29 protein-coding genes and 1 tRNA gene are annotated in these 25001 nt (G+C 40.3%); 10 read left to right on the top strand and 20 right to left on the bottom strand.

The window, feature by feature from the left end; all coding sequences use genetic code 11:
* Positions 1-27 precede the first annotated feature (27 nt).
* Positions 28-115: transfer RNA gene (locus tag ABD873_RS04055), tRNA-Ser, on the top strand.
* Between the two features lie 191 nt (positions 116-306).
* Here the strand turns inward: ABD873_RS04055 and ABD873_RS04050 are convergent.
* From ABD873_RS04050 to ABD873_RS04010, 9 genes are all read right to left on the bottom strand, one after another.
* Complete coding sequence (locus ABD873_RS04050) at positions 307-672, bottom strand: hypothetical protein (protein ID WP_345064960.1); 366 nt, start codon at positions 670-672, stop codon at positions 307-309.
* Positions 650-1486, bottom strand: a complete 837-nt coding sequence (locus ABD873_RS04045) for a hypothetical protein (RefSeq protein WP_345064957.1) — start codon at positions 1484-1486, stop codon at positions 650-652. Before ABD873_RS04045 ends, ABD873_RS04050 begins: the two co-directional genes overlap by 23 nt.
* The gene (locus ABD873_RS04040; RefSeq protein WP_486387642.1) at positions 1461-1817 is read right to left on the bottom strand and encodes a hypothetical protein; all 357 of its coding nucleotides are present in this window, start codon (positions 1815-1817) and stop codon (positions 1461-1463) included. Before ABD873_RS04040 ends, ABD873_RS04045 begins: the two co-directional genes overlap by 26 nt.
* 144 nt (positions 1818-1961) lie before the next feature.
* The gene (locus ABD873_RS04035) at positions 1962-2669 is read right to left on the bottom strand and encodes a hypothetical protein (protein ID WP_345064954.1); all 708 of its coding nucleotides are present in this window, start codon (positions 2667-2669) and stop codon (positions 1962-1964) included.
* A gap of 112 nt (positions 2670-2781) precedes the next feature.
* Positions 2782-3228 carry a TonB-dependent receptor plug domain-containing protein gene (locus ABD873_RS04030; RefSeq protein ID WP_345065279.1) on the bottom strand — a complete coding sequence of 149 codons (447 nt, stop codon included), beginning with the start codon at positions 3226-3228 and terminating at the stop codon, positions 2782-2784.
* Positions 3228-3677: a carboxypeptidase-like regulatory domain-containing protein gene (locus ABD873_RS04025; RefSeq protein ID WP_345064951.1), complete on the bottom strand. Its 450-nt coding sequence runs from the start codon at positions 3675-3677 to the stop codon at positions 3228-3230. The genes ABD873_RS04030 and ABD873_RS04025 overlap by 1 nt, the downstream gene beginning before the upstream one ends.
* 490 nt (positions 3678-4167) lie before the next feature.
* Positions 4168-4575, bottom strand: coding sequence for an NUDIX hydrolase (locus ABD873_RS04020; RefSeq protein WP_345064948.1), 408 nt, complete (start codon positions 4573-4575; stop codon positions 4168-4170).
* A 69-nt stretch (positions 4576-4644) separates the two neighbouring features.
* Positions 4645-5712: a 3-dehydroquinate synthase gene (gene aroB / locus ABD873_RS04015; RefSeq protein WP_345064945.1), complete on the bottom strand. Its 1068-nt coding sequence runs from the start codon at positions 5710-5712 to the stop codon at positions 4645-4647.
* Between the two features lie 36 nt (positions 5713-5748).
* Positions 5749-5955, bottom strand: coding sequence for an RNA-binding S4 domain-containing protein (locus ABD873_RS04010; RefSeq protein WP_345064942.1), 207 nt, complete (start codon positions 5953-5955; stop codon positions 5749-5751).
* A 105-nt stretch (positions 5956-6060) separates the two neighbouring features.
* Here ABD873_RS04010 and ABD873_RS04005 point away from each other — a divergent pair, with 105 nt between their 5' ends.
* Positions 6061-7251, top strand: a complete 1191-nt coding sequence (locus tag ABD873_RS04005) for a proline dehydrogenase family protein (RefSeq protein ID WP_039054161.1) — start codon at positions 6061-6063, stop codon at positions 7249-7251.
* A gap of 4 nt (positions 7252-7255) precedes the next feature.
* Positions 7256-7894 (top strand): HAD family hydrolase, encoded by a 639-nt coding sequence (locus tag ABD873_RS04000; protein ID WP_345064938.1) that lies wholly within the window; start codon positions 7256-7258, stop codon positions 7892-7894.
* Here the strand turns inward: ABD873_RS04000 and ABD873_RS03995 are convergent, their stop codons facing one another.
* Positions 7895-9226, bottom strand: coding sequence for a hypothetical protein (locus ABD873_RS03995; RefSeq protein WP_345064935.1), 1332 nt, complete (start codon positions 9224-9226; stop codon positions 7895-7897).
* Positions 9227-9243: 17 nt separating this feature from the next.
* Complete coding sequence (locus ABD873_RS03990; RefSeq protein ID WP_345064932.1) at positions 9244-9858, bottom strand: RNA polymerase sigma factor; 615 nt, start codon at positions 9856-9858, stop codon at positions 9244-9246.
* Between the two features lie 191 nt (positions 9859-10049).
* Between ABD873_RS03990 and ABD873_RS03985 the strand changes: the two genes are divergently transcribed.
* On the top strand, positions 10050-10904 hold the full coding sequence (locus ABD873_RS03985; protein ID WP_345064929.1) for a universal stress protein: 855 nt from the start codon (positions 10050-10052) through the stop codon (positions 10902-10904).
* A 1-nt stretch (position 10905) separates the two neighbouring features.
* Positions 10906-11151, top strand: a complete 246-nt coding sequence (locus ABD873_RS03980) for a hypothetical protein (RefSeq protein ID WP_345064926.1) — start codon at positions 10906-10908, stop codon at positions 11149-11151.
* A gap of 30 nt (positions 11152-11181) precedes the next feature.
* Here the strand turns inward: ABD873_RS03980 and ABD873_RS03975 are convergent, their stop codons facing one another.
* Positions 11182-12759, bottom strand: a complete 1578-nt coding sequence (locus ABD873_RS03975; protein ID WP_345064923.1) for a M60 family metallopeptidase — start codon at positions 12757-12759, stop codon at positions 11182-11184.
* A 320-nt stretch (positions 12760-13079) separates the two neighbouring features.
* Here ABD873_RS03975 and hisG point away from each other — a divergent pair, with 320 nt between their 5' ends.
* Together hisG and hisD are read left to right on the top strand one after the other, a co-directional pair.
* On the top strand, positions 13080-13931 hold the full coding sequence (gene hisG, locus ABD873_RS03970; protein ID WP_345064920.1) for an ATP phosphoribosyltransferase: 852 nt from the start codon (positions 13080-13082) through the stop codon (positions 13929-13931).
* Positions 13931-15220, top strand: coding sequence for a histidinol dehydrogenase (hisD, locus tag ABD873_RS03965; protein WP_345064917.1), 1290 nt, complete (start codon positions 13931-13933; stop codon positions 15218-15220). Before hisG ends, hisD begins: the two co-directional genes overlap by 1 nt.
* Positions 15221-15265: 45 nt before the next feature.
* Here the strand turns inward: hisD and ABD873_RS03960 are convergent, their stop codons facing one another.
* Positions 15266-16348 carry an acyl-CoA dehydrogenase family protein gene (locus tag ABD873_RS03960; RefSeq protein WP_039053153.1) on the bottom strand — a complete coding sequence of 361 codons (1083 nt, stop codon included), beginning with the start codon at positions 16346-16348 and terminating at the stop codon, positions 15266-15268.
* Between the two features lies 1 nt (position 16349).
* A complete protein-coding gene (pnuC, locus tag ABD873_RS03955) occupies positions 16350-16955 on the bottom strand; it encodes a nicotinamide riboside transporter PnuC (RefSeq protein ID WP_345064914.1) in 606 nt (201 codons plus the stop codon).
* A gap of 41 nt (positions 16956-16996) precedes the next feature.
* Between pnuC and ABD873_RS13830 the strand changes: the two genes are divergently transcribed.
* Positions 16997-17122 carry a hypothetical protein gene (locus tag ABD873_RS13830; protein WP_425568683.1) on the top strand — a complete coding sequence of 42 codons (126 nt, stop codon included), beginning with the start codon at positions 16997-16999 and terminating at the stop codon, positions 17120-17122.
* A 9-nt stretch (positions 17123-17131) separates the two neighbouring features.
* Here the strand turns inward: ABD873_RS13830 and ABD873_RS03950 are convergent, their stop codons facing one another.
* Positions 17132-18625 carry a malate:quinone oxidoreductase gene (locus ABD873_RS03950; RefSeq protein ID WP_345064911.1) on the bottom strand — a complete coding sequence of 498 codons (1494 nt, stop codon included), beginning with the start codon at positions 18623-18625 and terminating at the stop codon, positions 17132-17134.
* A 243-nt stretch (positions 18626-18868) separates the two neighbouring features.
* On the opposite strand from ABD873_RS03950, the gene fabG reads away from it, so the two are divergent.
* Both fabG and ABD873_RS03940 read left to right on the top strand, forming a co-directional pair.
* Positions 18869-19612, top strand: a complete 744-nt coding sequence (gene fabG, locus ABD873_RS03945) for a 3-oxoacyl-[acyl-carrier-protein] reductase (RefSeq protein WP_345064908.1) — start codon at positions 18869-18871, stop codon at positions 19610-19612.
* An 80-nt stretch (positions 19613-19692) separates the two neighbouring features.
* Positions 19693-20673: a LuxE/PaaK family acyltransferase gene (locus tag ABD873_RS03940; RefSeq protein WP_345064905.1), complete on the top strand. Its 981-nt coding sequence runs from the start codon at positions 19693-19695 to the stop codon at positions 20671-20673.
* 39 nt (positions 20674-20712) lie between these two features.
* Here the strand turns inward: ABD873_RS03940 and ABD873_RS03935 are convergent, their stop codons facing one another.
* The 5 genes from ABD873_RS03935 to mqnE form a co-directional block, all read right to left on the bottom strand.
* Positions 20713-21180: a hypothetical protein gene (locus tag ABD873_RS03935; protein ID WP_345064902.1), complete on the bottom strand. Its 468-nt coding sequence runs from the start codon at positions 21178-21180 to the stop codon at positions 20713-20715.
* A 137-nt stretch (positions 21181-21317) separates the two neighbouring features.
* Positions 21318-22184, bottom strand: a complete 867-nt coding sequence (gene ypfJ / locus ABD873_RS03930) for a KPN_02809 family neutral zinc metallopeptidase (protein WP_039054515.1) — start codon at positions 22182-22184, stop codon at positions 21318-21320.
* 188 nt (positions 22185-22372) lie between these two features.
* Positions 22373-23119 (bottom strand): menaquinone biosynthetic enzyme MqnA/MqnD family protein, encoded by a 747-nt coding sequence (locus ABD873_RS03925; protein ID WP_345064899.1) that lies wholly within the window; start codon positions 23117-23119, stop codon positions 22373-22375.
* Complete coding sequence (locus ABD873_RS03920) at positions 23116-23739, bottom strand: histidine phosphatase family protein (RefSeq protein ID WP_345064896.1); 624 nt, start codon at positions 23737-23739, stop codon at positions 23116-23118. Before ABD873_RS03920 ends, ABD873_RS03925 begins: the two co-directional genes overlap by 4 nt.
* Before the next feature lie 16 nt (positions 23740-23755).
* Positions 23756-24949 carry an aminofutalosine synthase MqnE gene (gene mqnE, locus ABD873_RS03915; RefSeq protein ID WP_039054517.1) on the bottom strand — a complete coding sequence of 398 codons (1194 nt, stop codon included), beginning with the start codon at positions 24947-24949 and terminating at the stop codon, positions 23756-23758.
* Positions 24950-25001: the final 52 nt, after the last annotated feature.

The raw sequence follows: 25001 nt of genomic DNA, 5'->3' as shown, positions 1-25001 counted from the left end.
TGCCTTATGTTTGCAATGTCGAAACACGGAAGGGTGCCTGAGAGGCCGAAAGGAACAGTTTGCTAAACTGTCGTACCGGATAACGGTACCGCGGGTTCGAATCCCGCCCCTTCCGCTAAGACAGTTAAAGCTCAACATCAGTTGAGCTTTTTTCGTTTATAACCCTTAATAAGCACATAAGATTTTGTCTGCTTGCCAAATTGAAATCAACTATCTATTTAGGAAGTAATTTGCACTGTCATAATGCGAAAAGTGCTTTCACCATCTGCGGTGAAAGCACTTTTCTATAAAATTAGATCTAAGAAATTACTCTTTTGTAAGTCTAAAATTAGCGAAATGATATACGATATCTTTGGCCGGTGCATAAGTACCAGAAGGTTCTCCTCCTATATTAATAACAATCACACGGTTATGCTTACCAATCATATTAGATAGGTCGACCTCCATATCGATCCATTTTTGCAGGTTGTTGTCTGGAATAAAATAATCGGCTGCCACAGTGTTCCATAGCTGCTGTCCATAGCTACTTTCTGTAGTGAAAGCCCATAGGTAGTTCATAAACCTAGGCCATAGCTTCTGATAATTTGCATACATGGCTCCTTGGGTAAAAGCGTCTTTGGCTGGAGCATAAACTTTAAAACGCAGCTTCTTATACACTTGCATTGAATTCATATTCCTTAGGCATAACGAAAGCGAATGAGGCAGAGCGATCTCGAGGTATCACTCTAAAGACATTATATAAGCCCTCTCCTGCAGGATAATCTCCTGGATTTACAATAAGGTCAATCTTCCAGTTAGTGGCTTGTACTGTCCCATTGATAAGATATTTCAGAGGAATCACCGCTTCATCCGGTACCTGCACTAGTTCCACTACACCACTATTGACATAAGGTTGAAGTAAGTGGTCTATTCCTAGTGAATAAGGGATATATTTAACTTTTTTCACTAGGTTGTTGGCCAGCAAATCCACCAGAAACTGGGCATTTACCTCTGGCATGTCTCCCACTCTTCTGGCAAAAGGATCGAAACTACCTCCTCCTAGGGTAGCAACGATGCCATTACGATTGTAAGATATAGTTTTCATCTGAAAGAGGTCTCCTCCCGTAAGGTCCACTTCATCCAGATTACTGAAGTAAAATAAATCTTGCAAAGTGTTTACGTCCACAGGATAGACAAGCTTTTTAATATCCGCGATAGCTTGCGCTGTAAAGGTATTTATCCCATTAGCTCTTAATATTTCTGGTTCAGCTGGCTGGAATGTACTATTGGCTAGCGGCATATTGAAAGTCACAGGCTGATATAGCTCTACGGTATCCAATATACGTTCCCCATTTACTTTCGGAATAACCTTATAATACACATCAATATTTATGCGGTCTCTAGGTGTTAGATTTGCAGCGAAAATACGTGGATTTAATAATCTTTCTCCAGTTCGTTCAACACCGGTATTATCAGTGTATTTAAAAGTCAATCCGCAATAATCCATTAATAGATGATAAGTTCTCAGTCCAATCTAGTACGGCTGCTGTTGGAGAAGCTAGCACACGTGGAGATTTAACAGCAATAGTACTTAACTCCGTTTGCGTATAAGGAATCAGCGCTATTTCCTGCGGAACAGACCTATTGCCATATTCATCTTCCGTATATACTTTGAAGCGATACAGCTTTGATACGGTAAGTCCTGTTATGTTTACCCAAGAAACTACAGAATCAATGACAATACGCTTATCATCATATTCTACTACCGTCTTCTTGGCTTTTCCCATATAGATTTTGCTCGAGGGAATTCTTCCGGCTTTAAGCAGGTCGATTTCCACCCTTTCATAGCCTACCTGCCCTATGATGGTATCGTATTTGGCAGGATAGATATCCTCTTTGCTATGGCATCATTACCCACCAAACCCCAAGTAGCTCTGAGCTTAAACATGTTCATCACCGGAGTTAGTTTCTCAAAGAATTTTTCATTTGACAGCATCCATCCCACACTCCATCATACCTACTGTCATTGCCGAGATAGTATGATCGCAAAAAGTTCTATCCCAATTGAATAGTGCTTCGAAATAGAAATGTCCATTAGCATCTCTTACAGGAGTAACATCACCGAGGTAAGGTTGACCTGTTGTCGGATTAAGCAAAAGCAGATTATATTCTTTAGTAATTTGATTGTAGGATTCCAAATCATAGTAATAAGGATTATAACTACGTCTGCCCGCATAACGGCTCCAAGTATTGGCAGACACTTTACCTTGGAATTTTAATCCCTTGGTGAAGAAATCCAAATCCTGAGAGAGTGTAGCTTGTGCAATGATCGTTGATTCATTTCTGTCTTCATAGCCTCTAACCATCTGTGCGTATGGGTTTGGCATTAAAGAACCATTGGCATAGCTACTGCCGAACAGAATATGTTCGGTAAACAGATTTTTTTCATCAGGTTCATACACCGCCGGAAAATCCACAGGGTTAATATTCATAACCATGTTAAAAATACTGGTAGCAGAAGTGTATGGACCGTTATATCTTTCGAATCGTGCCTGCAATCTTGTATCCAGTTTGGTAGTAGGCGTAAGCTTAAATAATACGTTGCTTCGCACCGTATAACGGCCTATATCTATATTGTTGTTGAAATTATTTTTCTTATCCACACGGAGTAAACCTGACTCCTTGTCCATTCCCAGCGAAACATAATAAGTAAGCTACCTGACCTCCCCCCGAAACATTGATATTTGCTTTCTTATTCGTTGTAGACTTATTGAACAATGCATCATACCAATTAGTATTCGGTTAGATCATGGCGTTCTCACCGTTAAGCGTGGATTGAATCTTTTGTTCGCTATAGAAATTACCCAATAAAGGGTCTCTCGTAATACGTGCTTGGTTGTAAAGTTTCATATAACTAACCCCATCCAACATCTCTACAATGCGGGTAGGCATAGATGTATTGGCATCCAAGCGTACACTCAACTTTACAGGCCCTTCCTTTCCGGCTTTAGTATTAACCATGATGATGCCATTAGCACCGCGTGCACCGTATAGTACCGTAGCAGAGGCATCCTTTAAGATGGAGAACGACTCTATGTCGTCCGGCTGAAGCCTAGCCAAGTTGTCTGTCGTTGCTTCAAAACCATCGATAAGAATCAAAGGAGAGGACTGATAACCAAAAGTCGTTACACCACGAACGAAAAATTGAGCATTATCCGCCCCCGGCTCTCCGGACGGAGAAAAGGAAATTATACCGGGAGTCCCGCAAAAGCTGTGGTTAAATTTGAACTAGGAATTTGTAAGTCCTTAGTATTTACAGTAGTTATAGCTCCTACGATACTTGACTTTTTCTGCGTACCGAAAGCTACAACCGTAACCTCCTCAATCGATTTGTCATCCACCACCATAGACACTTCGATTACGGATAAATTACCCACTGCCTTAAGAATAGGTTGATATCCGACCAAGGTAAATTCCAAAGTATCCTTCGGAACGGCTACAATGGAAAACCCTCCTCCCTCATCCGTGACAGATTTAACATTCCTACTTTTCGAGGATACTGTAACACTAGGTAAAGGATTTCCCGTTTTGAGATCTTTAACAATACCTGTGACCGTCTTTTCCTGTGCATATACAGCCGTAGAGCTATAATGCATTAATAATAAGGCTAAATAACATCCTATACTCAGCCTTTTCATTAGGTTGAATAGATAATACATAAACTAAGAATATTTAAGGTTAAGGCTTATAAGGTTGATAATTAAACATAATATGACCTAGTAGTTATTTCTAAAAAATAACTATTGCCACTAATCATTCATGTTATGTCGCAGTAATTATATCGAATAAAGTAACAGTTTCTTCATAATTTTACGTTGATTGGTTTTAAAATTGGTTAATAACACTAATTTACAGTTTTAAACAAGGTTTTTGTTTCTCGATAAAAATATTGAAAAAAGTAAAATAAAAAAACTTTTTATTCCATTTCTTTATCGAAAGAAATTTAAATATCCTTACCTTCTTTAAAAAAATCTTAATAAGAATTTTACAAATTGAATTATAAACATTGGGATGAAATGTCCCTATAAAACACTAACAGGGACAGTAATAAGTAAGAGGATCTATTCTTCAATGAAAAATTAAAAAATGAGGAGGCAATAAAACAGCAATATTAGAGGTTAATACTTTTTAACAGGTTAAGAAATAAGGTAGGGCAAATTCTTCCAGCAGATGTGCTAGACGAAATTCTTTATAATTTTCTTTGCTGATAAACTGTACTTCTGCCAGTTCGGCATGAGGATTAATTTTCTGACGGAGAGGTTGTTTCAACACAAATATATTACCTTGAACAATGGTGTTTTTCTCATTTACTGCATCGGTTTCGTGCTGACCTAAATAATCAAAATCTTCCGCCGTGAACTTTATGTTTAATTCTTCCCATAATTCACGCAAAAGTGCATCCATAAGTTGCTCACCCTTTTCTATCTTCCCTCCGGGCAACATATAATAGACAGAAGTTTTTTTACGTACGGTAAGCATCTCTTTCTTCTCATTCAGAAGAATGGCAGATGCAATAATTATTTTATCTCTTTCCATCCTATAAAAGTGGAAAGCAACCAAATTATATTCGGAGTAAGATATAATTTGGTTGCAAAATGTTATTATTTATTGTTGTGATACTTCAAGATAGTAGTCTAACGCAGCTACAATATCAGCTTCTTCTACATAAATATTATAAGTACAGTCGCCTATTCTTCGCAAAAGTGCAAACCCTATCTTGTTTGACTCATTCTTCTTGTCGTTTTTCATCAAGCTTAAGAAAGAATCATACTGCTCAGCTGTAAAGACATATTTGGGATATTTCGACAAAAAAGTATGAGTAATATCCTTTAACTCTCCTTCGGATAGGCCGGTATATTTTGCCGACAGGTAGGCCTCACAAATCATTCCTATGGCTATAGCCTCTCCATGCAATAGCGGGTTCTGATCGTGATACAACGAATAGCCTTCGATGGCATGACCGATGGTATGTCCGAAGTTCAAAATCTTGCGAAGACCTTTCTCTTTAGGATCTTCTGTTACGATTTTATTCTTTATTTCCACCGAACGGTGAATAATCTCTGCCGAAACTGCCGACAACTCCAAATTCTTACATTGCTCATATAAGCTCTTATCCTGAATCAGACCGTGTTTAATCACCTCGGCATAACCCGATAGCAGCTGTCTGTCGTCTAATGATTTCAGGAAGGCAGTACTAATAAATACAGCCTGCGGCTGAGCGAAGGTACCTATAATATTTTTTATGTTATCTAAGTCTATTCCTGTCTTGCCACCTACGGAAGCATCCACCTGCGACAGCAACGTCGTCGGAATGTTGATAAAGTCTATCCCTCGTTTATAGGTAGAAGCAGCAAAACCTCCCATGTCGGTCACCACACCTCCTCCCAAATTGATCATGAGAGCCTTGCGGTCTACGCCGAAATCCAGCATGGTCTTCCATACTCCAATACAAAAGTCAATATTTTTATTCTCCTCCCCCGGATCTACCTCAATAATATCGTAGTGTACTAGGTCAGGCAGGAAAGACTGAAATACAGGAAGACAATGGTCGTTGGTATTTCTGTCTACCAAAATCAAAATTTGCGAATAGTTTTTCTCAGCGATCAGTGAGGGAAGTGAAGCTAAATCTTCTTCAAAATAGACGTTATATCCTAAACTTTGGATGGGTTGCATTATACTCAAGTTTTTTGTTGTGCTAATATAGAAATATTATACGACTTGAACTTTCATTCCATCAAATTCTACCACATCACCCTGACGAACTTTCAATCTTTTGCGGTAGTCTACTTCGCCGTTATATTTCACCAAACCTTCTTCTACGACACGCTGCGCCATGCCACCGTGTTCTACCCAGTTCAGCGCTTTCATCAGCTGAATCATGGGAATATATTCTCCTTCTAACTTAAATGTCTGCATAATAAACAAAAATACGCCAAAAATTTACCAATAATGCCCATATCAGCGAAAAATATTCAAAATATATTAATTATCAACTACATTTGTTATACTAAGAAAGTATAGATGATGACACCCAATACTACACTAAATTTTGAGAATACAGAAATAGCTTTCCGTAACAAAAGTGACAAAGATCTTGAAAGAGCTTATTGGCTATTCAAACTCATAGGCTCTAGCACCTTGATAAAGATAGGTACGCCTATCACCAACTTTTCATTAAATATAGGTCTTCCAATCCAAGGATTAATCCGCAATACCATCTATAAGCAGTTCTGTGGAGGAGAAACCATTGAAGGTTGTGCTAAAGCGATAGAAGAGCTGGGAAAAGGAAATGTGACGACCATCTTGGATTACTCCGTTGAAGGAGAGGAATCGGAAGCAAGTTTTGATGCCTGCTGTAAAGAGGTGTTGGAAACCGTAAAATACGCACAGAAGAACAAGCTTATTTCTTTTTGTGTTTTCAAGCCTACAGGAGTAGGCCGTTTCGACCTTCTGGCAAAAGTAAACGCTCAAGAGAAACTTAGCGATACCGAACAGGCAGAATTTGCAGCAGTACTGAGACGCTGCAATGCCATATGTAAAGCCTGTTATGAGGCGGGTATTCCTGTACTTATTGACGCAGAACATTCGTGGATTCAGGATGCCATAGATGATATTGCTAGAGAGCTGATGGAGCGTTACAACAAGGAAAAACCTATTGTATATAACACTTATCAACTGTATAGACACGATAAACTTGCCTCTTTGAAAGCAGATTTTGCCTACGCCCAACAGCAGGGCTTTTATCTAGGGGCTAAGCTCGTTCGCGGAGCTTATATGGAAATAGAGCGTGAGCGTGCACAAGAGAAAGGCTATCCCTCTCCTATACAGCCGGACAAAAAATCTTCGGACAACGATTACAACAAAGCACTGATGTTCTGCTTGGATAACCTTGACAGAATAGGCTTCATGGCCGGTACACATAATGATGAAAGCTGCATGCTATTGGCTTCCGAAATGGACAAACGCGGCATACCACATAACCATCCACATATTTACTTCGCGCAACTGCTAGGCATGTCGGACAACCTGTCATTCAACCTTGGTGCCTCAGGATATAATGTCGCTAAATATATGCCGTATGGGCCTGTAAAATCCGTTATGCCTTACCTGTTCCGCCGTGCACAGGAAAACACTTCCGCAGCAGGACAAACAGGAAGAGAGCTAAGTCTCATCATCAAAGAAAAAGAAAGAAGAAAATCCCTCAAGAAATAAAATAATGGCTGTATATTTACAGCCATTATTTTTTGCTATGACCCTTAACGAGAAATTTCAGAAATTAGCTCAGATTGCCGAACCTTATAAAGCACTATTATTTGACGTGGACGGTACCTTGGCCGACAATATCGATGCACATAAAGCCGCCTATGTCGCCGTAGCGGCCGAATATGGAGTAACGCTCGACCCCGACCTTATTGACGAGACGGCAGGATGGCCTACCGTAGCTGTCGCCAAAGAAATATGCAAGCGTTATAAGGTAGAATTTGACGTTGAAGTTTTCTCCAAGCGCAAATCTCAAATATTTATCGAACGTTTTATCCTTCAGACACAGCCGGTAGAATATGTACGACAGGTATTGTTTGACAATGTTGGTAAGAAAAAAATAGGTATTGTTTCCGGCGGCAGCCGCTCCACACTCAATATTACACTGAAGGTTATAGACGTAGCAGGCAAGTATGAGGCTATGGTCTGTGCCGGAGACACCAAACAAGGCAAACCTTCACCCGAACCTTTCCTCCTTTGTGCACAGCAGCTGGGTGTAAAGCCTGAAGAGTGTCTTGTCTTCGAGGATGGCGATCCAGGAGTACAAGGAGCTATTGCCGCAGGAATGGGATGGGTACGGATAGACCAGCTTTAACTAAAAGCTGGTAATAATCCGTATTCCCGTATTCGTATAATCTAAATCCGACTTACGCATTTGACCGGCAGGAACCTTTAAATAAGGTTCTAACGAAAGGGATACTTTGTTGTTAATATTTACCGTTTTTCCTACCGAAAAATTAACGAAGCCCGCATAGCCTTTAGGATTGACATTAGGCTCCAACGACTTTACATGCTTTACCGTATTTTTATTTACCTCATTGGCTGCCGAAACAATTTTTGAGGTGGAAGATTGAAGTGAGCGCACCCCTCCGTTATCAATATATTGGGCCTGTCTTTCCTGATTTATAATACTTGAATACGAAATACCGGTAGAAACATATAGATTTTTATTGAAGCTATATGTCACTTCCAAAGGAATCTCTATAGCTTCCACCTTCCCTAATACGGCATTGATATTTGGCAACAACATGGTGCTTTGCACATCCCCATTGTTGGCGACTATATTTTTATTGTATAAGGAGGAAGATTCCACCACTTCAGCACTAGAGGTCTCCAGAGGGTCTTTCATTACCCCTACCGTATATGCGTTATAGGAAGCTCCCGTTCTTAATCCGATTTTATCGGTTAGACGATAGGCTAACAACATTCCCGCTCCTACATCAAATCGATCTGAAGTCTTGTATGGAGAGACATATAATCCCAATTGGAAATTATTTCCTACCCGCATCAGCTTGTTTTTCAGTGTCGTTGCACCTTTCCCTTCATAGGCAGCATAGGCTAAGGATCCACTCTCCTGACTCAGTGTGGTATAAACTGCAGGACGTTCCTTCTTTGGTGAAGTCCCAGAAAGAGAGGACTTTGAGACTGCAGTAAGAGATGGAAGTTTCATATGCTGTAAATCTAAAGAAGCATAGACCTTAACAGAGTTAACTTCCAAAGCCTTCTCTTCCTCATCCGACGGCCACGCTATAACATGTTTGGCTATATCTCTTGTTTTCGTAGATGTTGCTTCTCTATCCACTGATACTGGTGTGTGAACACGCCCTCCATTATTAGAAACTACTGGCAGTTCACTAAGAGCTTCCCTTTGAGGAGAAGTTCCCGAAGCATTGGATTCACTAGTATATACCTTTGAGTCTTCCATAGGAACCTTTTCTGTCCGCAGGACGAAATATATGGCTGCCGATGCCGTAAGCAGCAGCGCCAAGGAAGCTGCCACCTGCTTCCAACGAGAATGCATAGACCTAACCTTACCGGCCGAAGGGCGGTACTGTGATGCAAAACGCTCCCATGCTCCTTCACGATAAGGATAAGCCTCTGCGTTTTTTAATTTGTCTTTAATATCTTCTATAAGGTCCTTATTCATATTCTTTCACCCAGATATTAACTTACTTTTATATTTTCCATGTTGCCGAATTGTTGTTGATACAACATTCTAAGCTTTGCCTTAGCGCGTGTTAGATAGGTTCGGCATGTACTTTCGGGAATGTTGATTTGCTTGCTGATCTCCTCGTGTGAATAACCTTCAATCTCGTAGAGATTGAAAATGATGCGCTGTATCTCGGGCAGCTTATCCAACAATTTTAGGATGTCACTAACATCCAGCTTGCTGGTCACTGCCACACTGTCATAAAGCAAGTCAGATTCATTAACTTCATCAAGATCTAAGGCTGTTTTCTGCGCACGCAGCTTGTCGATAGAGGTATTCACTGTAATACGGGCTATCCATCCTTTGAAAGATTTCTCCAAAGCTTTTTCTTCATCCAGAATCTGAAAGTTGTCCAACTTCTGAAATATCTTCACAAAACTCTCATTGACAACATCTTCGGCTTCCATTTCATTTTTCACATAGCGCAAAGAAATAGCCATCATATACCCATAAAATTTCTTGTATATGTAAGAGTGACTCCTTTCAGATGGATGCACGAGACATTCTTCCAAAGCTAGCTTTAAAGTTAGTGGACCACTCCTTTTAAATATTTTTGGAAAAATACGCACCCGTTTACCTGAAATATATGTGTTTCCCGATTCTAAAATTAATGAATTATTGTCTATAAACACCTATTTCTTCGTTTTGTTCTTATAACGAAGAGACAATAACAAATGCTACACTAAGAAGTGAGACTCCGCATTTTTCATATTGATAAATATTAAAAAATTTGGTAAATTTAATAAAGGGGGATTGAGTTATGAAAAATATTCTTTTGCCTACGGATTATTCTGCCACTGCGAATAATGCGTTTATATATGCACTTCATTTAGCCAACAAATTCGGCGTAAAGTTATATGTGTTATATTCTTATACAGCTCCGGTATTGTCTGCCGTACATGCCGGACAGCCGGAGATGCTGTCTACAGTTTATCAGGAGATAGAACAGTCCAAACACGAGTATTCACAAAGGAAGAATAAGGAACTGATTGAGCTGGCAAAGCAGCACAACTTAAACACCGATAATACTTTCTTTCTTTTCGAAAACGACACGGTGTTAGGTAGTGTAGCCAAAACAATCCAGGATCAGGATATAAGTCTTATCGTTATGGGTGTTCGCGGCAACAATGCAGAAAGTCAGAGCACGATTGGAAGTAATACGGCCTCTGTAATAAGGAACATCCAACTTCCGGTACTCGTGGTTCCGCGTAATGCGTCATATGAAGAAATTAATAAGATTGCCTTTACAACACTCTTCAGAGAGAAAGATTTCGAACCGCTTAAGCAGATTGTTGATATCTCCAAGATGGTAGAAGGTCACGTCTACTGTGTGCACGTTCAGAATGAAGATTCCAATACTGTCAGCACGCTAGCACAGTCCAACAGTTGGTCCAATTATTTCAAAGAGCACAACGTAGATTTCGTTATCCTTGATAAAAAGGGCACAATAGAAGAAACCATAAACACATATATTTCACAAAACAATATAGATGTGTTGGCAATGGTGAAAAGAAACAGAAACTTTTTCGACCGACTTATACGCTCGAGTCTGACAAATAAGATGACATTGCATTCGGAAATACCTATCTTCGTATTTCACGAACATAAGGACTAAAATGGATCTAAACGCGATAAAGGAAAAATTAAAAAAAGATCAGTTACTGGATGCTGAAATAAGTAAATACACCAATCTTGTGGACGAAAGTATGCGTCAACAAGGCATACTTTTTTTCGTTCCCTTAGGGACCAGAGAAATCAAGGTCGTATTACCAGCACCTCATCATGAGAATTTTTTAGAAAATCATCCACGCCTAACATACAGTATATTACTTAACAATAAGCATATCATCGTACTCAAATAGGCGTTATAAAATATGATAACGCCTATTTTATCAGTCGGTAAGACTTGAAATATCTACTTTTGGTTTGGGAAGATTCATTGCCTTTATTTCCTGAAAGCACTTGTCAACCATCTCTTGTGTCATCTCATACACATATCTGCCATAATCCTCGTATTCCATTCTCCCGACATAAAAGAACCCATATTTCTCGAAAAAATCTGTCAGGTCAACTTGACTTACTTTACAGGCTGTTTTTATGAAATTCAGCTGGTGGATGGCAGGATTCCTTTCTGCTCTACGTCTACCTGAAGAAGTGTGATGCTCCTGCTGTTTAGCTGCCTGCCTCCTTAACTCTTCAAAAAGGTCAGCGTAGAAGTCTGAATTTTCTCCTATGCTTTCAAAATAAAGCTGAAGCTGCCAGAAGGGTACCAAACGATTAAAAACGTCCGGATCCGCTAAATAAGAAATTCTTTTCTCAATAATATTCTTCCGAGCTTTCTCGTAGTTTTTCTGTTGTGCAAGACGAGATTTGTTTCCAAAAAAACGACATACATACATGGAAAACAGATTGTTACTAACCTCTCCCAAGCCTCCCCAATTAAACATGGGTCTGGTTTGATGTACATGTCCCACTTCGTGGCTGAATCCCCAACAAGGATCGCCTTTCATTACCATATCTGGATCTGCAACCATATGCATGGCATATCCTTGCTTGTCACCCATATATGCTACCCCATCGCCATCCCTAAACATGTAATAGTTGAAATTTACTCGTGCCAGAATTCTATTCCTTGGGACTTTTTGATACTTTTCCAATCCCATAAGTCTATGTTGTCGGTAAACAAGCGAGTCGTATATCGATATGAGTTCCACTCCTCGTCCATAGGCGTATTTCTTCAAGTCATCTACTGGATATGCTATCTGAATATGGGTTCCTCTTGCATCTAGAATGGGATAGACAGCATTATAAAGAAATCGGTTCCAATCTTCGTTGTTATGCTTGGCAATATCAAAATAGCCATTCTCCTCTCCCGTAAGAAAATGAATCGCTATAGGAGGCTCTCCTTCCGGATTATCAGAGTAGTATCCTATGTAGGCTAGGCCACCATAGCTTTTAAGTTCTATGAGGTTGATACCGTTTTTCAGGATAAATTCTTGTCGATGAAGCCCCCATCCGTTAGGATCTTTGGTGGGATTTGCAGGATCTGGAGCTTTTCGCAACCAATGTGGCACGAGCAATTTTACGGTCTTTCCTTCAGCCAATCCTTTGACGAGGATAATATGCTGACCCTCTTGAAGAAACACTCCCGTCACATTCTCATATTTACTGTATCCATCGCCTATACTCAATATCCGACCCAATGTACGTGGATCCAAGATAGCCTTATATTCTGCCGCCAGATAAGTAGGCCTATAGTCATTCTTCAAGATGGCCAAGGCCACATTTTTAACAGACTCATATGTAAGTTTATTTATGCTTTTCCTAGATATTTTTTTCTTCAGCTCCAACGCTAAGCTATCTTCAAAAATTTCCAAATCCTTACGAACTTCATCGTAGATATAGCTATGCTGTGCAAAGCTTCCTGTGGATAGAAGAAGGCCTATTAAGGTGATGATAATGGCTCTCATAATTTAGTTACATGGCATTACTAAGATACTATTTATCTTTTATCAAAAAAATAGCATTCTTGAAATGATATGATATGTCAAGACCTCAAAACATTAAATTATTATTAATAAATCTCAAAAAATGTTGCAAAAACTATATGAATGGGTTAACTTTGCCAAGTATTATTGAAATAAATGACACTTTTCTTCACATACCATAAGCATTTCCATCATCGCCTTCGCGGCGATATGTAAAGTTTATTTGTTTCTACGTGAAGCAACATTTTCCCAATAGTCAGTTTATTTAATAATATTGATCATCAACAAACAATCAAATAGCCTTGAAAAATCTAAAGATAGCTATCCAAAAATCGGGTAGATTAAATGAGAAATCCGTACAGTTACTGAAAAACTGTGGTTTAGACTTTGAAAACTATAAAAGTTCTTTAATCACTACAGCAAGTAATTTTAATCTTGAAATATTATTCCTCCGAGATGACGATATTCCGGGATATGTAGAGCAAGGCATTGCAGATCTGGGTATTGTAGGCGAAAATGTTATCGACGAGACGCAAGCCCAAGTAAACTATCTGCAACGTTTGGGATTCGGCAAGTGTTCTTTGAAAATTGCCATTCCACGAGATTCTTCTATCCGGGAGCTCAAGGATTTAAACGGCAAATCTATTGCTACTTCCTACCCTGTCATCCTCCAATCTTTCCTTGATGAACATGATATCAAAGCAGACATACAGATTATTTCAGGATCTGTGGAGATTGCTCCGGGTTTAGGCTTGAGCGATGCCATCTGTGACATCGTATCCACTGGAGGAACACTAAAAAGCAATGGGTTAAAACCTTTTGCCGACGTGAGAAAGTCGGAAGCCATCCTTATAGGTCGTGATGGGCTAGAAGACAATCAGACGGTTGCCGAACTCCTTCAGCGTATACAGTCTGTACTACGTGCCAAAGAGACCAAATACGTTGTGCTTAACGTTGAGAGGGTCAACCTACCAAAGATTACCGAGTTGCTCCATGGCGTGAAAAGTCCTACCGTAGTGCCTTTGGCGGAAGAAGGCTGGGTAGCTGTACACACCGTCATTTCGGAAGAGGACTTTTGGGGTAAAATCAATGTGCTTAAATCTGCAGGAGCACAAGGTATAGTGGTAATGCCTATTGAAAAGATTATCTTATAATGCTAAAGAAGTATAAATACGAAGAGCTGACGGCTGCAGATCTACAACAGCTGGTCTTACGCAACACCGATCCAAATCAGGCTATACAGTCTGCCGTATTTGAGATTATCGACAATGTACGTCACAACGGAGACAAAGCCTTGAAAGACTTTGCAGCTAAATATGATCAGGTGCAGCTGGACAAGCTGTATCTAGATCAGGAAGAGATAGAATCGTTGGCTGCAACGATCCAGCGCGACCAACAGCGTGCCTTGGAGATTGCTTTTCAGAACATACACAAGTTTCATAGTTCACAAACCAAGCGTGAGCGTGTCGTAGAAACCATGCCGGGTGTAAAATGCTGGCGTGAGCCACGTCCGATAGAAAAGGTAGGTCTATATATACCGGGGGGATCTGCAGTACTTCCTTCTACCCTATTGATGCTTGGGGTGCCCGCACGTATTGCCGGATGTAAAGAAATTGTAGTATGTTCTCCTCCCCAAAGGGATGGCAAGATAAATGGTTTTGTAGCATATTGCCTCAAGCTGTTGAAAATAGAACGCATATATCTCGTAGGAGGAGCTCAGGCCGTCGCCGCCATGGCTTTCGGTACCGAAAGTATTCCTAAAGTGGACAAAATTTTCGGCCCCGGCAATCAATTTGTCACCAAAGCAAAAAGCCTCGTACAAAGTCTCACCAATATAAGTATTGACATGCCTGCCGGCCCGTCAGAAGTGTTGGTCATCGCCGATGAGACAGCAAAACCATCTTTTGTCGCTGCAGACCTACTGGCGCAGGCAGAGCACGGCGCAGACAGCCAGGCTGTATTGGTAGCTACTGACAGCAACATCGTTGATGCCGTCAACGAAGAGCTTATGAAACAACTAGAGGTGCTACCACGAAAAGAAATTGCCGCAAAAGCTATTGCCAATTCTTATGCAGTTATTACCAAAGACTTGAAAAGCGCTATCCACTTTTCTAACCTGTATGCGCCGGAACACCTTATTATTGAATCCGACTATTGGCACATGGTAACCTCTCTAATCCTAAATGCCGGTTCAGTGTTTTTGGGACATCTCACTCCCGAAAGTGCCGGAGATTACGCATCAGGCACCAACCACACACTTCCTACATCGGGATATGCACGTTCTTATTCCGGCGTCTCGGTAGATTCCTTTATAAAGAAAATAACCTTTCAGTCTATCTCCGAAGAAGGTATTCAGCAGATAGGTTCTACAGTAGAGATTTTAGCCGAGTTAGAAGGTTTACAGGCGCATATAAATGCCGTAACCATAAGAAAAGAAAAATAATTCATTGTTCTTATATAAAAAGGGAGAAGCTGAGTTTCTCCCTTTTTATCTTACGTTTAGAAGACTATGTTGTGTCGCCGTAAAAATATTTCGGAACACAATATTAATTTCGTTTTCCCGCTGAGCCCCACTTATTCCCAATAAAGGAAAGATATAACACACCTGCTCACGAATATCTTTTACTATAGCTCTTGAAATGGAAGCTATTTCGTCCAACAAGCGAGGATCAAAAGCCTCATGTGTTAATTCTGCGAAGGTCCATAACTTAAGGATAAGATCTTCTATTTTTACTACATCATTTTCCAGCTTTTGCTGTAAAGTATCTACCAGACGGAAATGCTGTTTGCTATATTGCTCGGCCCACACTGTGTCTTTAGCCTTTTGGAAAAAATACTTTTCTGTAAGGTCCAAGAAACGCTTATACATGCCTATATAGTTGGGCAATAGTGTAAGCTCAGCAAACGTCATGAAAGGAATACGAAAAAGAGCAGAGTCCACTTTTCTCTCCTCTGGGATTAATCTAAAAGCATTAGCGGCAGACACTACAACATTATCTAAAGAAAAGCTATGTGATGCTGTACATTCCAAGCCAAAAGTATTCCAATCATAATGTATAAGCACATGCTCTCGTGGCACAAAGAAAGAAAAGATCACGGGTAGTCCTTGTCCATCCACACGGGGCATTTGCCCATCATACACTTGTGCATTCAAGGTGAAATGGGTAAGGTGAGGTGCTCCCGTAGCATATTGCCACGTCCCTGACAGAGTAAACCTCTTACCATCAAAGACCGCTTTACCATTGGCACGGCCGCTCCCTCCAAAACATACTTTAGGATTCTGAAAAGTCTCTTTGGCCACCACCGGATCCATATAGCCGGCAAACATGTTAGCTCCAGAACAGAGCGTTATTGTCCAAGCCATCCCCCCGTCAACGTACGCTAAATCTTTAAACAACCTAAATCCCTCTAATAAGCTATAAGACAATCCATTATACTCTTTGGGAACCCATATATTAAACCAGTTGTTCTCGTATATGATACGGAGTTGCTCTTCAACCAGCTGTTTGGCGGCTATGCTTTTTTGTTGAGCCTCCTGCAAAGATATGATCGTGTTTTCGTTTAGTTGCATGTTAAATAGTGTTTTGTTCTTTCATTATCGATTTCCATTTGAAAAAACCGAAGATGGCTACTGTAAATAAAAATAAAGTCAGCGCTGCAAACAGATATAGCTCTTTGTGAATCAAAAGAGGAATGGCTAACGCATTACTGATATTGAGTAATATCCAGTTTTCTATCTTTCGTCTGGCCAACAACCACATTCCTGCCCACGCCGTGGACGACACCCAAGCATCCCAAACAGGCACATCGGAATCCGTAAAATGGGTGAGCGACAAAGACAGGATGAAGAAGCCTACAACCACTATAGCCAGCACTATCCCCCACTCTTTGGCATTACACCTTGTGATAGGCTGCTCTTTTGCTTCCTTGTTGGTTTTCCAGTACCACCACCCATAGACACTCATAATCAGATAATACATATTCAGGGCTATATCAGCATACAGCTTTGCCCCGAAATAGATATACATTCCGGAAATTATGCCGAGAATTCCAAAAAGATAGTTCGAAACTTTATTGTTTTTGCTAAGAAGTACTTGAATGATGCCGCAGAGCACCGAGAAGCGTTCGAGCCATGACGTGGCCTTGGCAGCCTGAAGAATTTGGTCTAAAGTTTCCATATAAGTGAGTTTTAAAGTTAAACATCACTTATGGAAATGCTATGTCAAAGCTAACAGATATAATCCCTACGCCAGCATTACCTGGATCAGGTTCCTTCCACTATACGGAATTGGGTATAATCTCAGCCGAAAAAGTAGAGCCGAAGCTCTACTTTAGCACCCCATAAGTATTTTTATTAGTCCATTTTAAGTACGCGTTGCGAATGCGCACGAACTTCATTGCAAAGCTCTGGATTGTCGTTCAGAGACTGCCCCCATGAAGGAATCATCTCACGAAGTTTCTTTCTATATTCCTGAGATTTTGCTCTTTCAGGGAAACATTTTTTCAACAACTCTATCATTATCGCAACAGAGGTAGAAGCCCCTGGAGAGGCACCTAACAACGCTGCAATAGAGCCGTCAGCACTAGATACAACCTCTGTACCGAACTCTAGAATACCGCCATGTTTAGGATCTTTTTTGATGACCTGCACACGTTGTCCCGCCTTCTCAATAACCCAATCTTCCATCTTCGCGGTAGGCATGAACTGTTTCAAAGATTCCAACTTATCTTTTGGTTTCTTCATCACCTCCGTAATCAAATATTTTGTCAGCGGGATATTATCCAGACCGGCAGAAATCATCGGTTTGATATTAGACAATTTGATGGAGGCTGGTAAGTCGAAGTAAGAACCTTTTTTCAAAAATTTAGTCGAAAAGCCCGCATAAGGCCCAAACAGAAGAGCTTGTTTGCCATCGATGTATCGCGTATCCAAGTGAGGTACGGACATCGGAGGCGCCCCTACCGAAGCTTTTCCATAAACTTTGGCTTGATGTTTCTTGATAATCTCTTCATTAGTACATCTCAACCATTGACCTCCTACAGGGAAACCGCCATAACCGTTGGCTTCAGGAATGCCTGACTTCTCCAGCAACAATAAGGAGTGGCCTCCAGCACCGATGAAAACAAATTTCGCTTTAACTTCACGCTTTTCACCAGTCTTAAGGTCTTTGATTTCCACTTCCCATCTTCCATCGTCCTCACGTTCTATATCTTTTACTTCCTGATTCAAAGAAAGCTTAATATTATCTTTTTTGCTTAAATGAGCGATAAGTTCACGAGTCAAAGCTCCAAAGTTAACGTCTGTACCGATTTCCATACGCGTTGCAGCCATGAGTTCATTACCTTCACGCCCTTCCATCATCAACGGCACCCATTTCTCCAATACCGCTCTGTCTTCGGTATACTCCATACCTTTGAAAAGAGTCTCTTTCGTCAAGGTTTCATAGCGAGTCTTCAAGAACTTCACATCCTTCTCCCCAAAAACGGCACTCATGTGTGGCACCTTACGGATAAAATGCTCCGGATTCTTGATGATACCCTTCTCCACTAAATACGCCCAAAACTGTTTTGAAATTTCGAACTGCTCGGCGATTTTGATAGCTTTTTCAATCTTAACAGAACCATCCGGCTGTTGAGGTGTATAGTTCAACTCACACAAGGCAGAGTGTCCTGTACCCGCATTGCTCCAAGCGTCAGAGCTTTCAGCAGCAACTTGGTCTAAACGTTCTATTATCTCAATATCGACATCAGGATTAAGCTCATTGATCAGCATACCCAAAGTAGCACTCATGATACCACCGCCGATGAGCACAACGTCAACTTCTGATTTTTGTTTTTTCTTACCCATGACTACTTAAATTGAAGCAAAATTAATATTCGTAACGCTTTAGAACGAATGATTTTGTCAAAATTTATTCATATATCAGAAAATTTATCAAAATCTGTAGCCAATCGTTGAATATGTGAAAAAGGGTGTCATTTTCTAATAAATTACCACAATTTCAAAATTTGTGTATTTTTGTTTGCGGACAACACAGAAAAATGTTGTCGGATCAAGGATAGTTTAATTGACAAACAATACATTTAATATATGAAATTATTAGAGGGAAAAACTGCTTTAGTTACCGGTGCTTCAAAAGGTATCGGACGTAAAATCGCCGAAGTATTTGCTCAACAAGGAGCTAATGTAGCTTTCACATACCTTTCTTCGGTAGAAAAGGGACAAGCGCTTGAACAGGAATTGCAAGCATATGGCACTAAAGTAGTAGGATATCGCTCGGATGCTTCTAAATTCGATGAGGCAGAAAAATTGATCAACGATATTGTTGCTGAATTTGGAACTATCGATATTGTGGTGAACAATGCCGGCATCACCAAAGACGGTCTTTTATTACGTATGACAGAAGAAAACTGGGATGACGTATTGAACGTAAACCTTAAATCAGTATTTAACGTTACCAAAGCGGCATCAAAGGTGATGATGAAAAACCGTAAAGGGGTGTTCATCAACATGTCTTCTGTGGTAGGTATCCAAGGCAATGCTGGTCAAGCAAACTATGCAGCCTCAAAGGCCGGAATCATAGGATTCACCAAGTCGGTAGCTAAAGAGTTGGGGTCTCGCAACATCCGCGCCAATGTTATTGCCCCAGGATTTATCCGTACAGAAATGACTGATGTATTGGACCCTAAGGTGGTAGAAGGCTGGGAAGCAAACATTCCGTTAAAGCGCGCCGGAACAACTGAAGATATCGCTAATGCGTGTCTTTTCCTTGCGTCGGATTTGTCTTCGTACATCACGGGACAGACTTTATCCGTAGACGGTGGTATGGCATAAAACCTCCTTTGATTATAAAATTAAGGCGTCTTGAGGCTAATTCTTCAAGACGCTTTTTTTATGATTATATTTGCACGGTTATGATTACTAAAGAAGACGTGTTTTCTATCCGCAACGACGAAGATTTCAATCGTGTTGCTCTTGAGCTATTCCATTATCAGTTTCACCATAATAAGGTGTTTCAGCAATACGTAAAATTTTTGCCAGTCGACACGTCTGACATTTATCATTATACGCAAATTCCTTTCCTTCCTATTCAGTTTTTCAAAACCAAAAAAATAACGACAATAGATACACCTCCGCAGATTACCTTTACGAGTTCGGGAACGACGGGGATGAGTACTAGTCAACATCATGTTTTTGACTTGGAATGGTATGAGAATAGTTTCCGCAAGACTTTTAAAGAATTTTACGGCAACATTGAGGATATAGCCATCTTGGCTTTGCTTCCTTCCTATCTCGAGAGGGAGGGTTCCTCATTGATTTATATGGTAGATGACCTTATAAAATCTTCACAACAACCGGAAAGCAACTACTTTCTTTATAATCACGAGGAATTGTACGCTACCCTCTACCACTTGAAGGAAAAGAGAATCAAGACCATACTTATCGGTGTCACCTATGCGCTGTTAGACTTTGTTGAAAAATATAGAATATCTTTTCCAGAGCTTATTGTGATGGAAACGGGCGGTATGAAAGGCAAACGGAAGGAGATGATTAGAGAAGAATTGCATCATATTCTTTGTCAAGGTTTCGGCGTACAGAAAATCCATTCGGAATATGGCATGACCGAATTGCTTTCTCAAGGCTATTCCCATGGCGATGGGCTTTTTCGTGCCCCAAAGTGGATGAAAATTCTGGTTCGGGATACGAACGATCCGCTGACTATCCTCCCAGCAGAAAACAGTGGTGGAATAAATGTTATTGATTTGGCTAATGTGCATTCCTGTGCCTTCATCGCCACACAGGATCTGGGTAGAGTCTTTGAAGATAATTCCTTTGAAGTGCTCGGTCGATTTGATCACGCCGATATTAGAGGTTGCAACCTGTTAGTACAATAAAAAAGGGAAGTTCTTGACTTCCCCTTTTCTCTTCCATATTTATCGAGTAAATGTGACAAAATAAACTTTATCACTACTTTTGTCTTTATATTCAGCTGTAAGCTCGGAATAGTCTACGGATAAGAAAAATAGAAAATACGAAGCAAATTCCGTTCTAACTGTCAAAACGTGTGGATCAGGAATTACAGTTGTTCCATATTGAATGCTTGTCACATCGTAAGCATATCTTGTCTCGCCATTCACTATAGCGGCAAGATCTCTAAATTCAACCTTTTTAACAGCGGCTAATGTATTATTAAGTGGAGTCAATGTTGTAGCTCCAGTGCTAAGATTTGTTTCCTTCAGAAAAAATTTATTTACATGCCAAACTTTACCTGTCATGTCGGCATTGATTTTTTCTTTTACTTCTGTCTGACTGATGAACTTGTCCTCATCGCTACTACAAGATGTTGTGGTTAAAACTCCCAAAAGGCTACACGCTACAAATAAAACTTTTAAATATTTCATAAATTTCATAAAGAATGGTGATGCGCAAAGCTATATAACATATGATTAAAAAAGAAGTATTCTTTAAAATTAAAATTCATTATCTATCAACAAATCACTACAAGCACAAATTCGATTTTGAGACTATTTACTTCTACTTATTGTAAACTTCTATCTTCAAAAGTATTTCCAGCACGTAGCTCACCTGTTTCATAACCTTTTTTGAACCAATACATACGCTGTTGCGATGTACCATGGGTAAAGGACTCTGGATTAGAATAGCCTTGGGCTTGTTCTTGGATATGATCGTCACCCACTGCGGCAGCAGCTCTCATACCATCCAGAATATCGTCATACGTTATCTCTATACTTGTAAGTTTATTGACATAATGTGCCCACACGCCGGCATAGAAGTCAGCTTGCAACTCTGTCATCACTGAAATCTTATTATATTCTCTTTCACTCAACTTAGCGCGTAGAGCGTTAGTTTTACTTAAGGTACCAAGGAGCTGCTGCACGTGATGTCCTACTTCGTGTGCAATCACATAAGCTAAGGCAAATTCTCCCTTCGCACCAAATTTAGTTTGAAGCTCGTTGTTGAAGCTCAAATCAAGATAGATCTTTTGATCTGCAGGACAATAGAAAGGACCGAATGCTGATTGCCCAACGCCACAACCTCCCGTCTCATATGCATCTCTATACACTAAGAGCGTAGGCTTCTTATATGTCAAACCTTCTTCCTTAAAAATATATTCCCACACCTCATCTGTGCTGGTCAGTACCACACGCGAAAAGTCCAACAGTCTATCTTCTTCCGGCGTGGATTCCACGACGGCGGACTCTGACGAGTCAAGCTCACCTCCTTGTTGCAATTGTTGCAACAGCTGAGCCGGATCTCCTCCCATAAATAAACCTATCAACAGTACTATTATTCCACCAATTCCACCAAAGGCTATCTTTTGTCCTCCGGACATACCTCTGCGGTCTTCTACATTACCGTTTCTTCTTCCGCCTTGCCATTTCATGATTTGTCTATTTAGATTCTTAACTTCAATAATAAAAATAACAATATTTTGGTAGAATAACCTTCCTAGCTCTCCTGTTTTTCAAAAAGCGTAGATATATGTTGAATCATTCTTATGAAAGTCCATGAAAATAATTGCGAGATAAGAATGAGAACAGATAGGCAAATTTGGAAATAAATTCTAAGGGTTTAAACACCCTTAAAATCTATTTCCTCTAACTCTCTATAATACTGGAGATATCGCTGTATGGCTTCTCTTTTCTTGATATCTAATGGGTAGTCCAAGTAATTGGTAAGATATTTTTCGTAGTTGAAATCTGGATTTTCAGGCAACTCAGGGATAATCACGGTAGGATTGGAAACCCCTATTTTTAGTGCTTCATTGAAATCATTTATAAAGTTTTCCGGCAATTTTTTGTTCGCCACCCATACCGCAAAGGCAAAAGGTAATCCTGTAAATTCCTTCCATACTTCTCCTAAGTCATATACATAAGGAACTTTGTCTTTTTGTGCAAAAGTGCGATCTCCTATCAACACCCAAGCGTCAGCATCACCTTCCATGACCACTTTCACGTCTTTCTTCCAATAGTGCTTTAAAAGAATACGTGCCAAACCATTTGAGGTTCTCGACTGATGGTCCAATCTTAGGCTTTCTATCTCGGCTATCGGCTTTGATGAAAATACGAATACCGAATCTACCGGTCCATCCGACCCAATACAATAGTCTGTCACGATGTGATGGTTAGGAATCTTTGATAGTGCTGCCACCGGAATGATACCTAAGTCGGCTTCGTCGTGAATAACCTTGCGGGCGCATTCTGCCGGAACATCCACACTCAAATCAATCTGCTCTAACAACTTTGCTGATGCTTTAATACCATGCAAAAACGGTAGTGAGTTTGTGTAACTTACTACCGATACTCTAATTTTATTCATTCCAACCCCTCTAAATGTGCAACATTATAATAATCTATGATTTTGAATTTTTTATCTTCATATTCCAACACATATAAGGAAGTATTCGTGTGCGGAAAGTCATCCATCTGACATACCGGAACATCCGTAAGATGACATAAGAGGATACGCAAGGCACGTCCGTGCATACAGACCAAGACATTCTTCTCTTCTTCCTTGCTAAGGATATGCGCTATGGCTTCTTTTTGACGGGCAACCAGTTGATTGGGTGATTCACCGTTTTCTATACAAACGTCCAGCTGGTTGTTTCTCCAAGCTCCTACAATCTCCGCAAACCCCTTCATGATGGTTTCATCCTGCACCTTACCTTCATAAATCCCCCAGCTGATCTCATCAAGGCCGGGCAGCTGCTCATGAGGAATATTGAGCTCTGTGATGAAACGCTCTACCGTCTGGTGTGTACGCAACAATGTGGATGTATAAACTTTGTCAAATGGAACATGCTTGTAGGCATTAAAGAAAGCTTCTGCCTGTTTCCATCCGTTTTCGTTTAGCGGGGTGTTTACTCCTCTTCCTTGTACTATACCTCGTAAATTAAGATCTGTCTGTCCGTGTCTGATAAAATATAAAGTCTTCTTCAAAGCTTAAAGTCTTTGTTTAATTAACAACAGGTAAAGCGTAGTATTTGTTGGAATTATCCTCTTCAAAAACATAATCCTTATAGTCTGTGATGACATTATATAAAGTATCACGCTCTATAGGATGTCTTCCTACATCTTTAATCAACTTTACAAGTTCTTTGGTGCTCATCGCGGGATTTTGCTCTTCTGCTCCCGCCATAGAATAGATTTTGGTTGTATCATCCAAGGTACCGTCTATATCATCCACACCATAAGCCAAAGAGAGCTGTGCAGTATTACGCGATATCATAGCCCAATAGGCTTTGATGTGCGGGAAATTATCAAGGTAGATTCGGGCAACAGCATAGTTACGCAAGTCTTCCACCACAGACACTTCCGGCACATGCGCCATCTGGTTGTCTTTGTTTCTAAACTTTAACGGGATGAAGGTTTGGAAGCCTCCTGTTTTATCTTGTAGCTGACGCAGACGTTCCATATGATCCACGCGATGCCAATATTTCTCTATATGACCATAGAGCATAGTTGCATTGGTGTGCATCCCCAACTTATGAGCCTGCTCATGAATATCCAGCCACTGTTCGGCTGTACATTTATCGTGCGCAATCTGCTCACGGATTTCTGGATGAAATATTTCGGCACCTCCACCCGGCATAGAATCCAAACCACATTCTTTGAGATATTTTAGTCCCTCATAATGCGAGAGTTTGGCCTTTTTGAAAATATAATAGTATTCTACCGGAGTGAGTCCTTTGATATGCAAGTCGGGACGGTGCGCCTTACAGCGTCTGAAAAATTCCGCATAAAACTCAAGGTTTTGTTTAGGAACAACGCCTCCGGTGATATGTACCTCCGTTACCGGCTCGTTATCGTATTTTTTGACCACCTCCATCATAGCATCTACATCCATCTCCCATCCTTCTTCACGTTGCTTGATCAGACGCGAATAAGAACAGAATTTGCAGTCGTAAACACAAATGTTCGTCGGCTCTATATGGAAGTTACGGTTGAAATAGGTATAATCGCCATGTTTTTTCTCACGGATATAGTTGGCTAATACCCCTAGATAGTTCAAATCCCCCTTCTCGTACAATATCACTCCCTCATCAAAGGTAATGCGCTCTTCGGCAAGTACTTTTTCAGCTATTCTTTTTAAATCTGCATCCAGATTCGGATTATTTATTAAAAAGGTTAGCTTTTTTTCAGCCTTCATAAAAATCTCCCTTCTTACTCAAATATATTAAAAACAACACAAAAGCCGAACC

Origin of the sequence: Sphingobacterium thermophilum, assembly GCF_039541675.1 — a bacterium.
GTDB lineage: Bacteria > Bacteroidota > Bacteroidia > Sphingobacteriales > Sphingobacteriaceae > Sphingobacterium > Sphingobacterium thermophilum.
Note: the sequence above shows the minus strand (reverse complement) of the source record. Positions and strands in the feature narration are given on the sequence as shown.

Bases quoted from the DNA above. Each gene is read 5' to 3' on its own strand.
- fabG (WP_345064908.1), top strand. From the start codon at position 18,869: ATGAAATTATTAGAGGGAAAAACTGCTTTAGTTACCGGTGCTTCAAAA.
- ABD873_RS04005 (WP_039054161.1), top strand. From the start codon at position 6,061: ATGATGACACCCAATACTACACTAAATTTTGAGAATACAGAAATAGCT.
- ABD873_RS03950 (WP_345064911.1), bottom strand. From the start codon at position 18,625: ATGGGTAAGAAAAAACAAAAATCAGAAGTTGACGTTGTGCTCATCGGC.
- ABD873_RS04025 (WP_345064951.1), bottom strand. From the start codon at position 3,677: ATGAAAAGGCTGAGTATAGGATGTTATTTAGCCTTATTATTAATGCAT.
- ypfJ (WP_039054515.1), bottom strand. From the start codon at position 22,184: ATGAAATGGCAAGGCGGAAGAAGAAACGGTAATGTAGAAGACCGCAGA.
- ABD873_RS04050 (WP_345064960.1), bottom strand. From the start codon at position 672: ATGAATTCAATGCAAGTGTATAAGAAGCTGCGTTTTAAAGTTTATGCT.
- aroB (WP_345064945.1), bottom strand. From the start codon at position 5,712: ATGCAACCCATCCAAAGTTTAGGATATAACGTCTATTTTGAAGAAGAT.
- ABD873_RS13830 (WP_425568683.1), top strand. From the start codon at position 16,997: ATGTCAAAGCTAACAGATATAATCCCTACGCCAGCATTACCTGGATCA.
- ABD873_RS04000 (WP_345064938.1), top strand. From the start codon at position 7,256: ATGGCTGTATATTTACAGCCATTATTTTTTGCTATGACCCTTAACGAG.
- ABD873_RS03985 (WP_345064929.1), top strand. From the start codon at position 10,050: ATGAAAAATATTCTTTTGCCTACGGATTATTCTGCCACTGCGAATAAT.
- ABD873_RS04045 (WP_345064957.1), bottom strand. From the start codon at position 1,486: ATGGATTATTGCGGATTGACTTTTAAATACACTGATAATACCGGTGTT.
- ABD873_RS03940 (WP_345064905.1), top strand. From the start codon at position 19,693: ATGATTACTAAAGAAGACGTGTTTTCTATCCGCAACGACGAAGATTTC.
- ABD873_RS03960 (WP_039053153.1), bottom strand. From the start codon at position 16,348: ATGCAACTAAACGAAAACACGATCATATCTTTGCAGGAGGCTCAACAA.
- ABD873_RS03925 (WP_345064899.1), bottom strand. From the start codon at position 23,119: ATGAATAAAATTAGAGTATCGGTAGTAAGTTACACAAACTCACTACCG.
- pnuC (WP_345064914.1), bottom strand. From the start codon at position 16,955: ATGGAAACTTTAGACCAAATTCTTCAGGCTGCCAAGGCCACGTCATGG.
- ABD873_RS04035 (WP_345064954.1), bottom strand. From the start codon at position 2,669: ATGGACAAGGAGTCAGGTTTACTCCGTGTGGATAAGAAAAATAATTTC.
- hisD (WP_345064917.1), top strand. From the start codon at position 13,931: ATGCTAAAGAAGTATAAATACGAAGAGCTGACGGCTGCAGATCTACAA.
- ABD873_RS03935 (WP_345064902.1), bottom strand. From the start codon at position 21,180: ATGAAATATTTAAAAGTTTTATTTGTAGCGTGTAGCCTTTTGGGAGTT.
- mqnE (WP_039054517.1), bottom strand. From the start codon at position 24,949: ATGAAGGCTGAAAAAAAGCTAACCTTTTTAATAAATAATCCGAATCTG.
- ABD873_RS04010 (WP_345064942.1), bottom strand. From the start codon at position 5,955: ATGCAGACATTTAAGTTAGAAGGAGAATATATTCCCATGATTCAGCTG.
- ABD873_RS03975 (WP_345064923.1), bottom strand. From the start codon at position 12,759: ATGAGAGCCATTATCATCACCTTAATAGGCCTTCTTCTATCCACAGGA.
- ABD873_RS04020 (WP_345064948.1), bottom strand. From the start codon at position 4,575: ATGGAAAGAGATAAAATAATTATTGCATCTGCCATTCTTCTGAATGAG.
- ABD873_RS03980 (WP_345064926.1), top strand. From the start codon at position 10,906: ATGGATCTAAACGCGATAAAGGAAAAATTAAAAAAAGATCAGTTACTG.
- ABD873_RS03995 (WP_345064935.1), bottom strand. From the start codon at position 9,226: ATGAATAAGGACCTTATAGAAGATATTAAAGACAAATTAAAAAACGCA.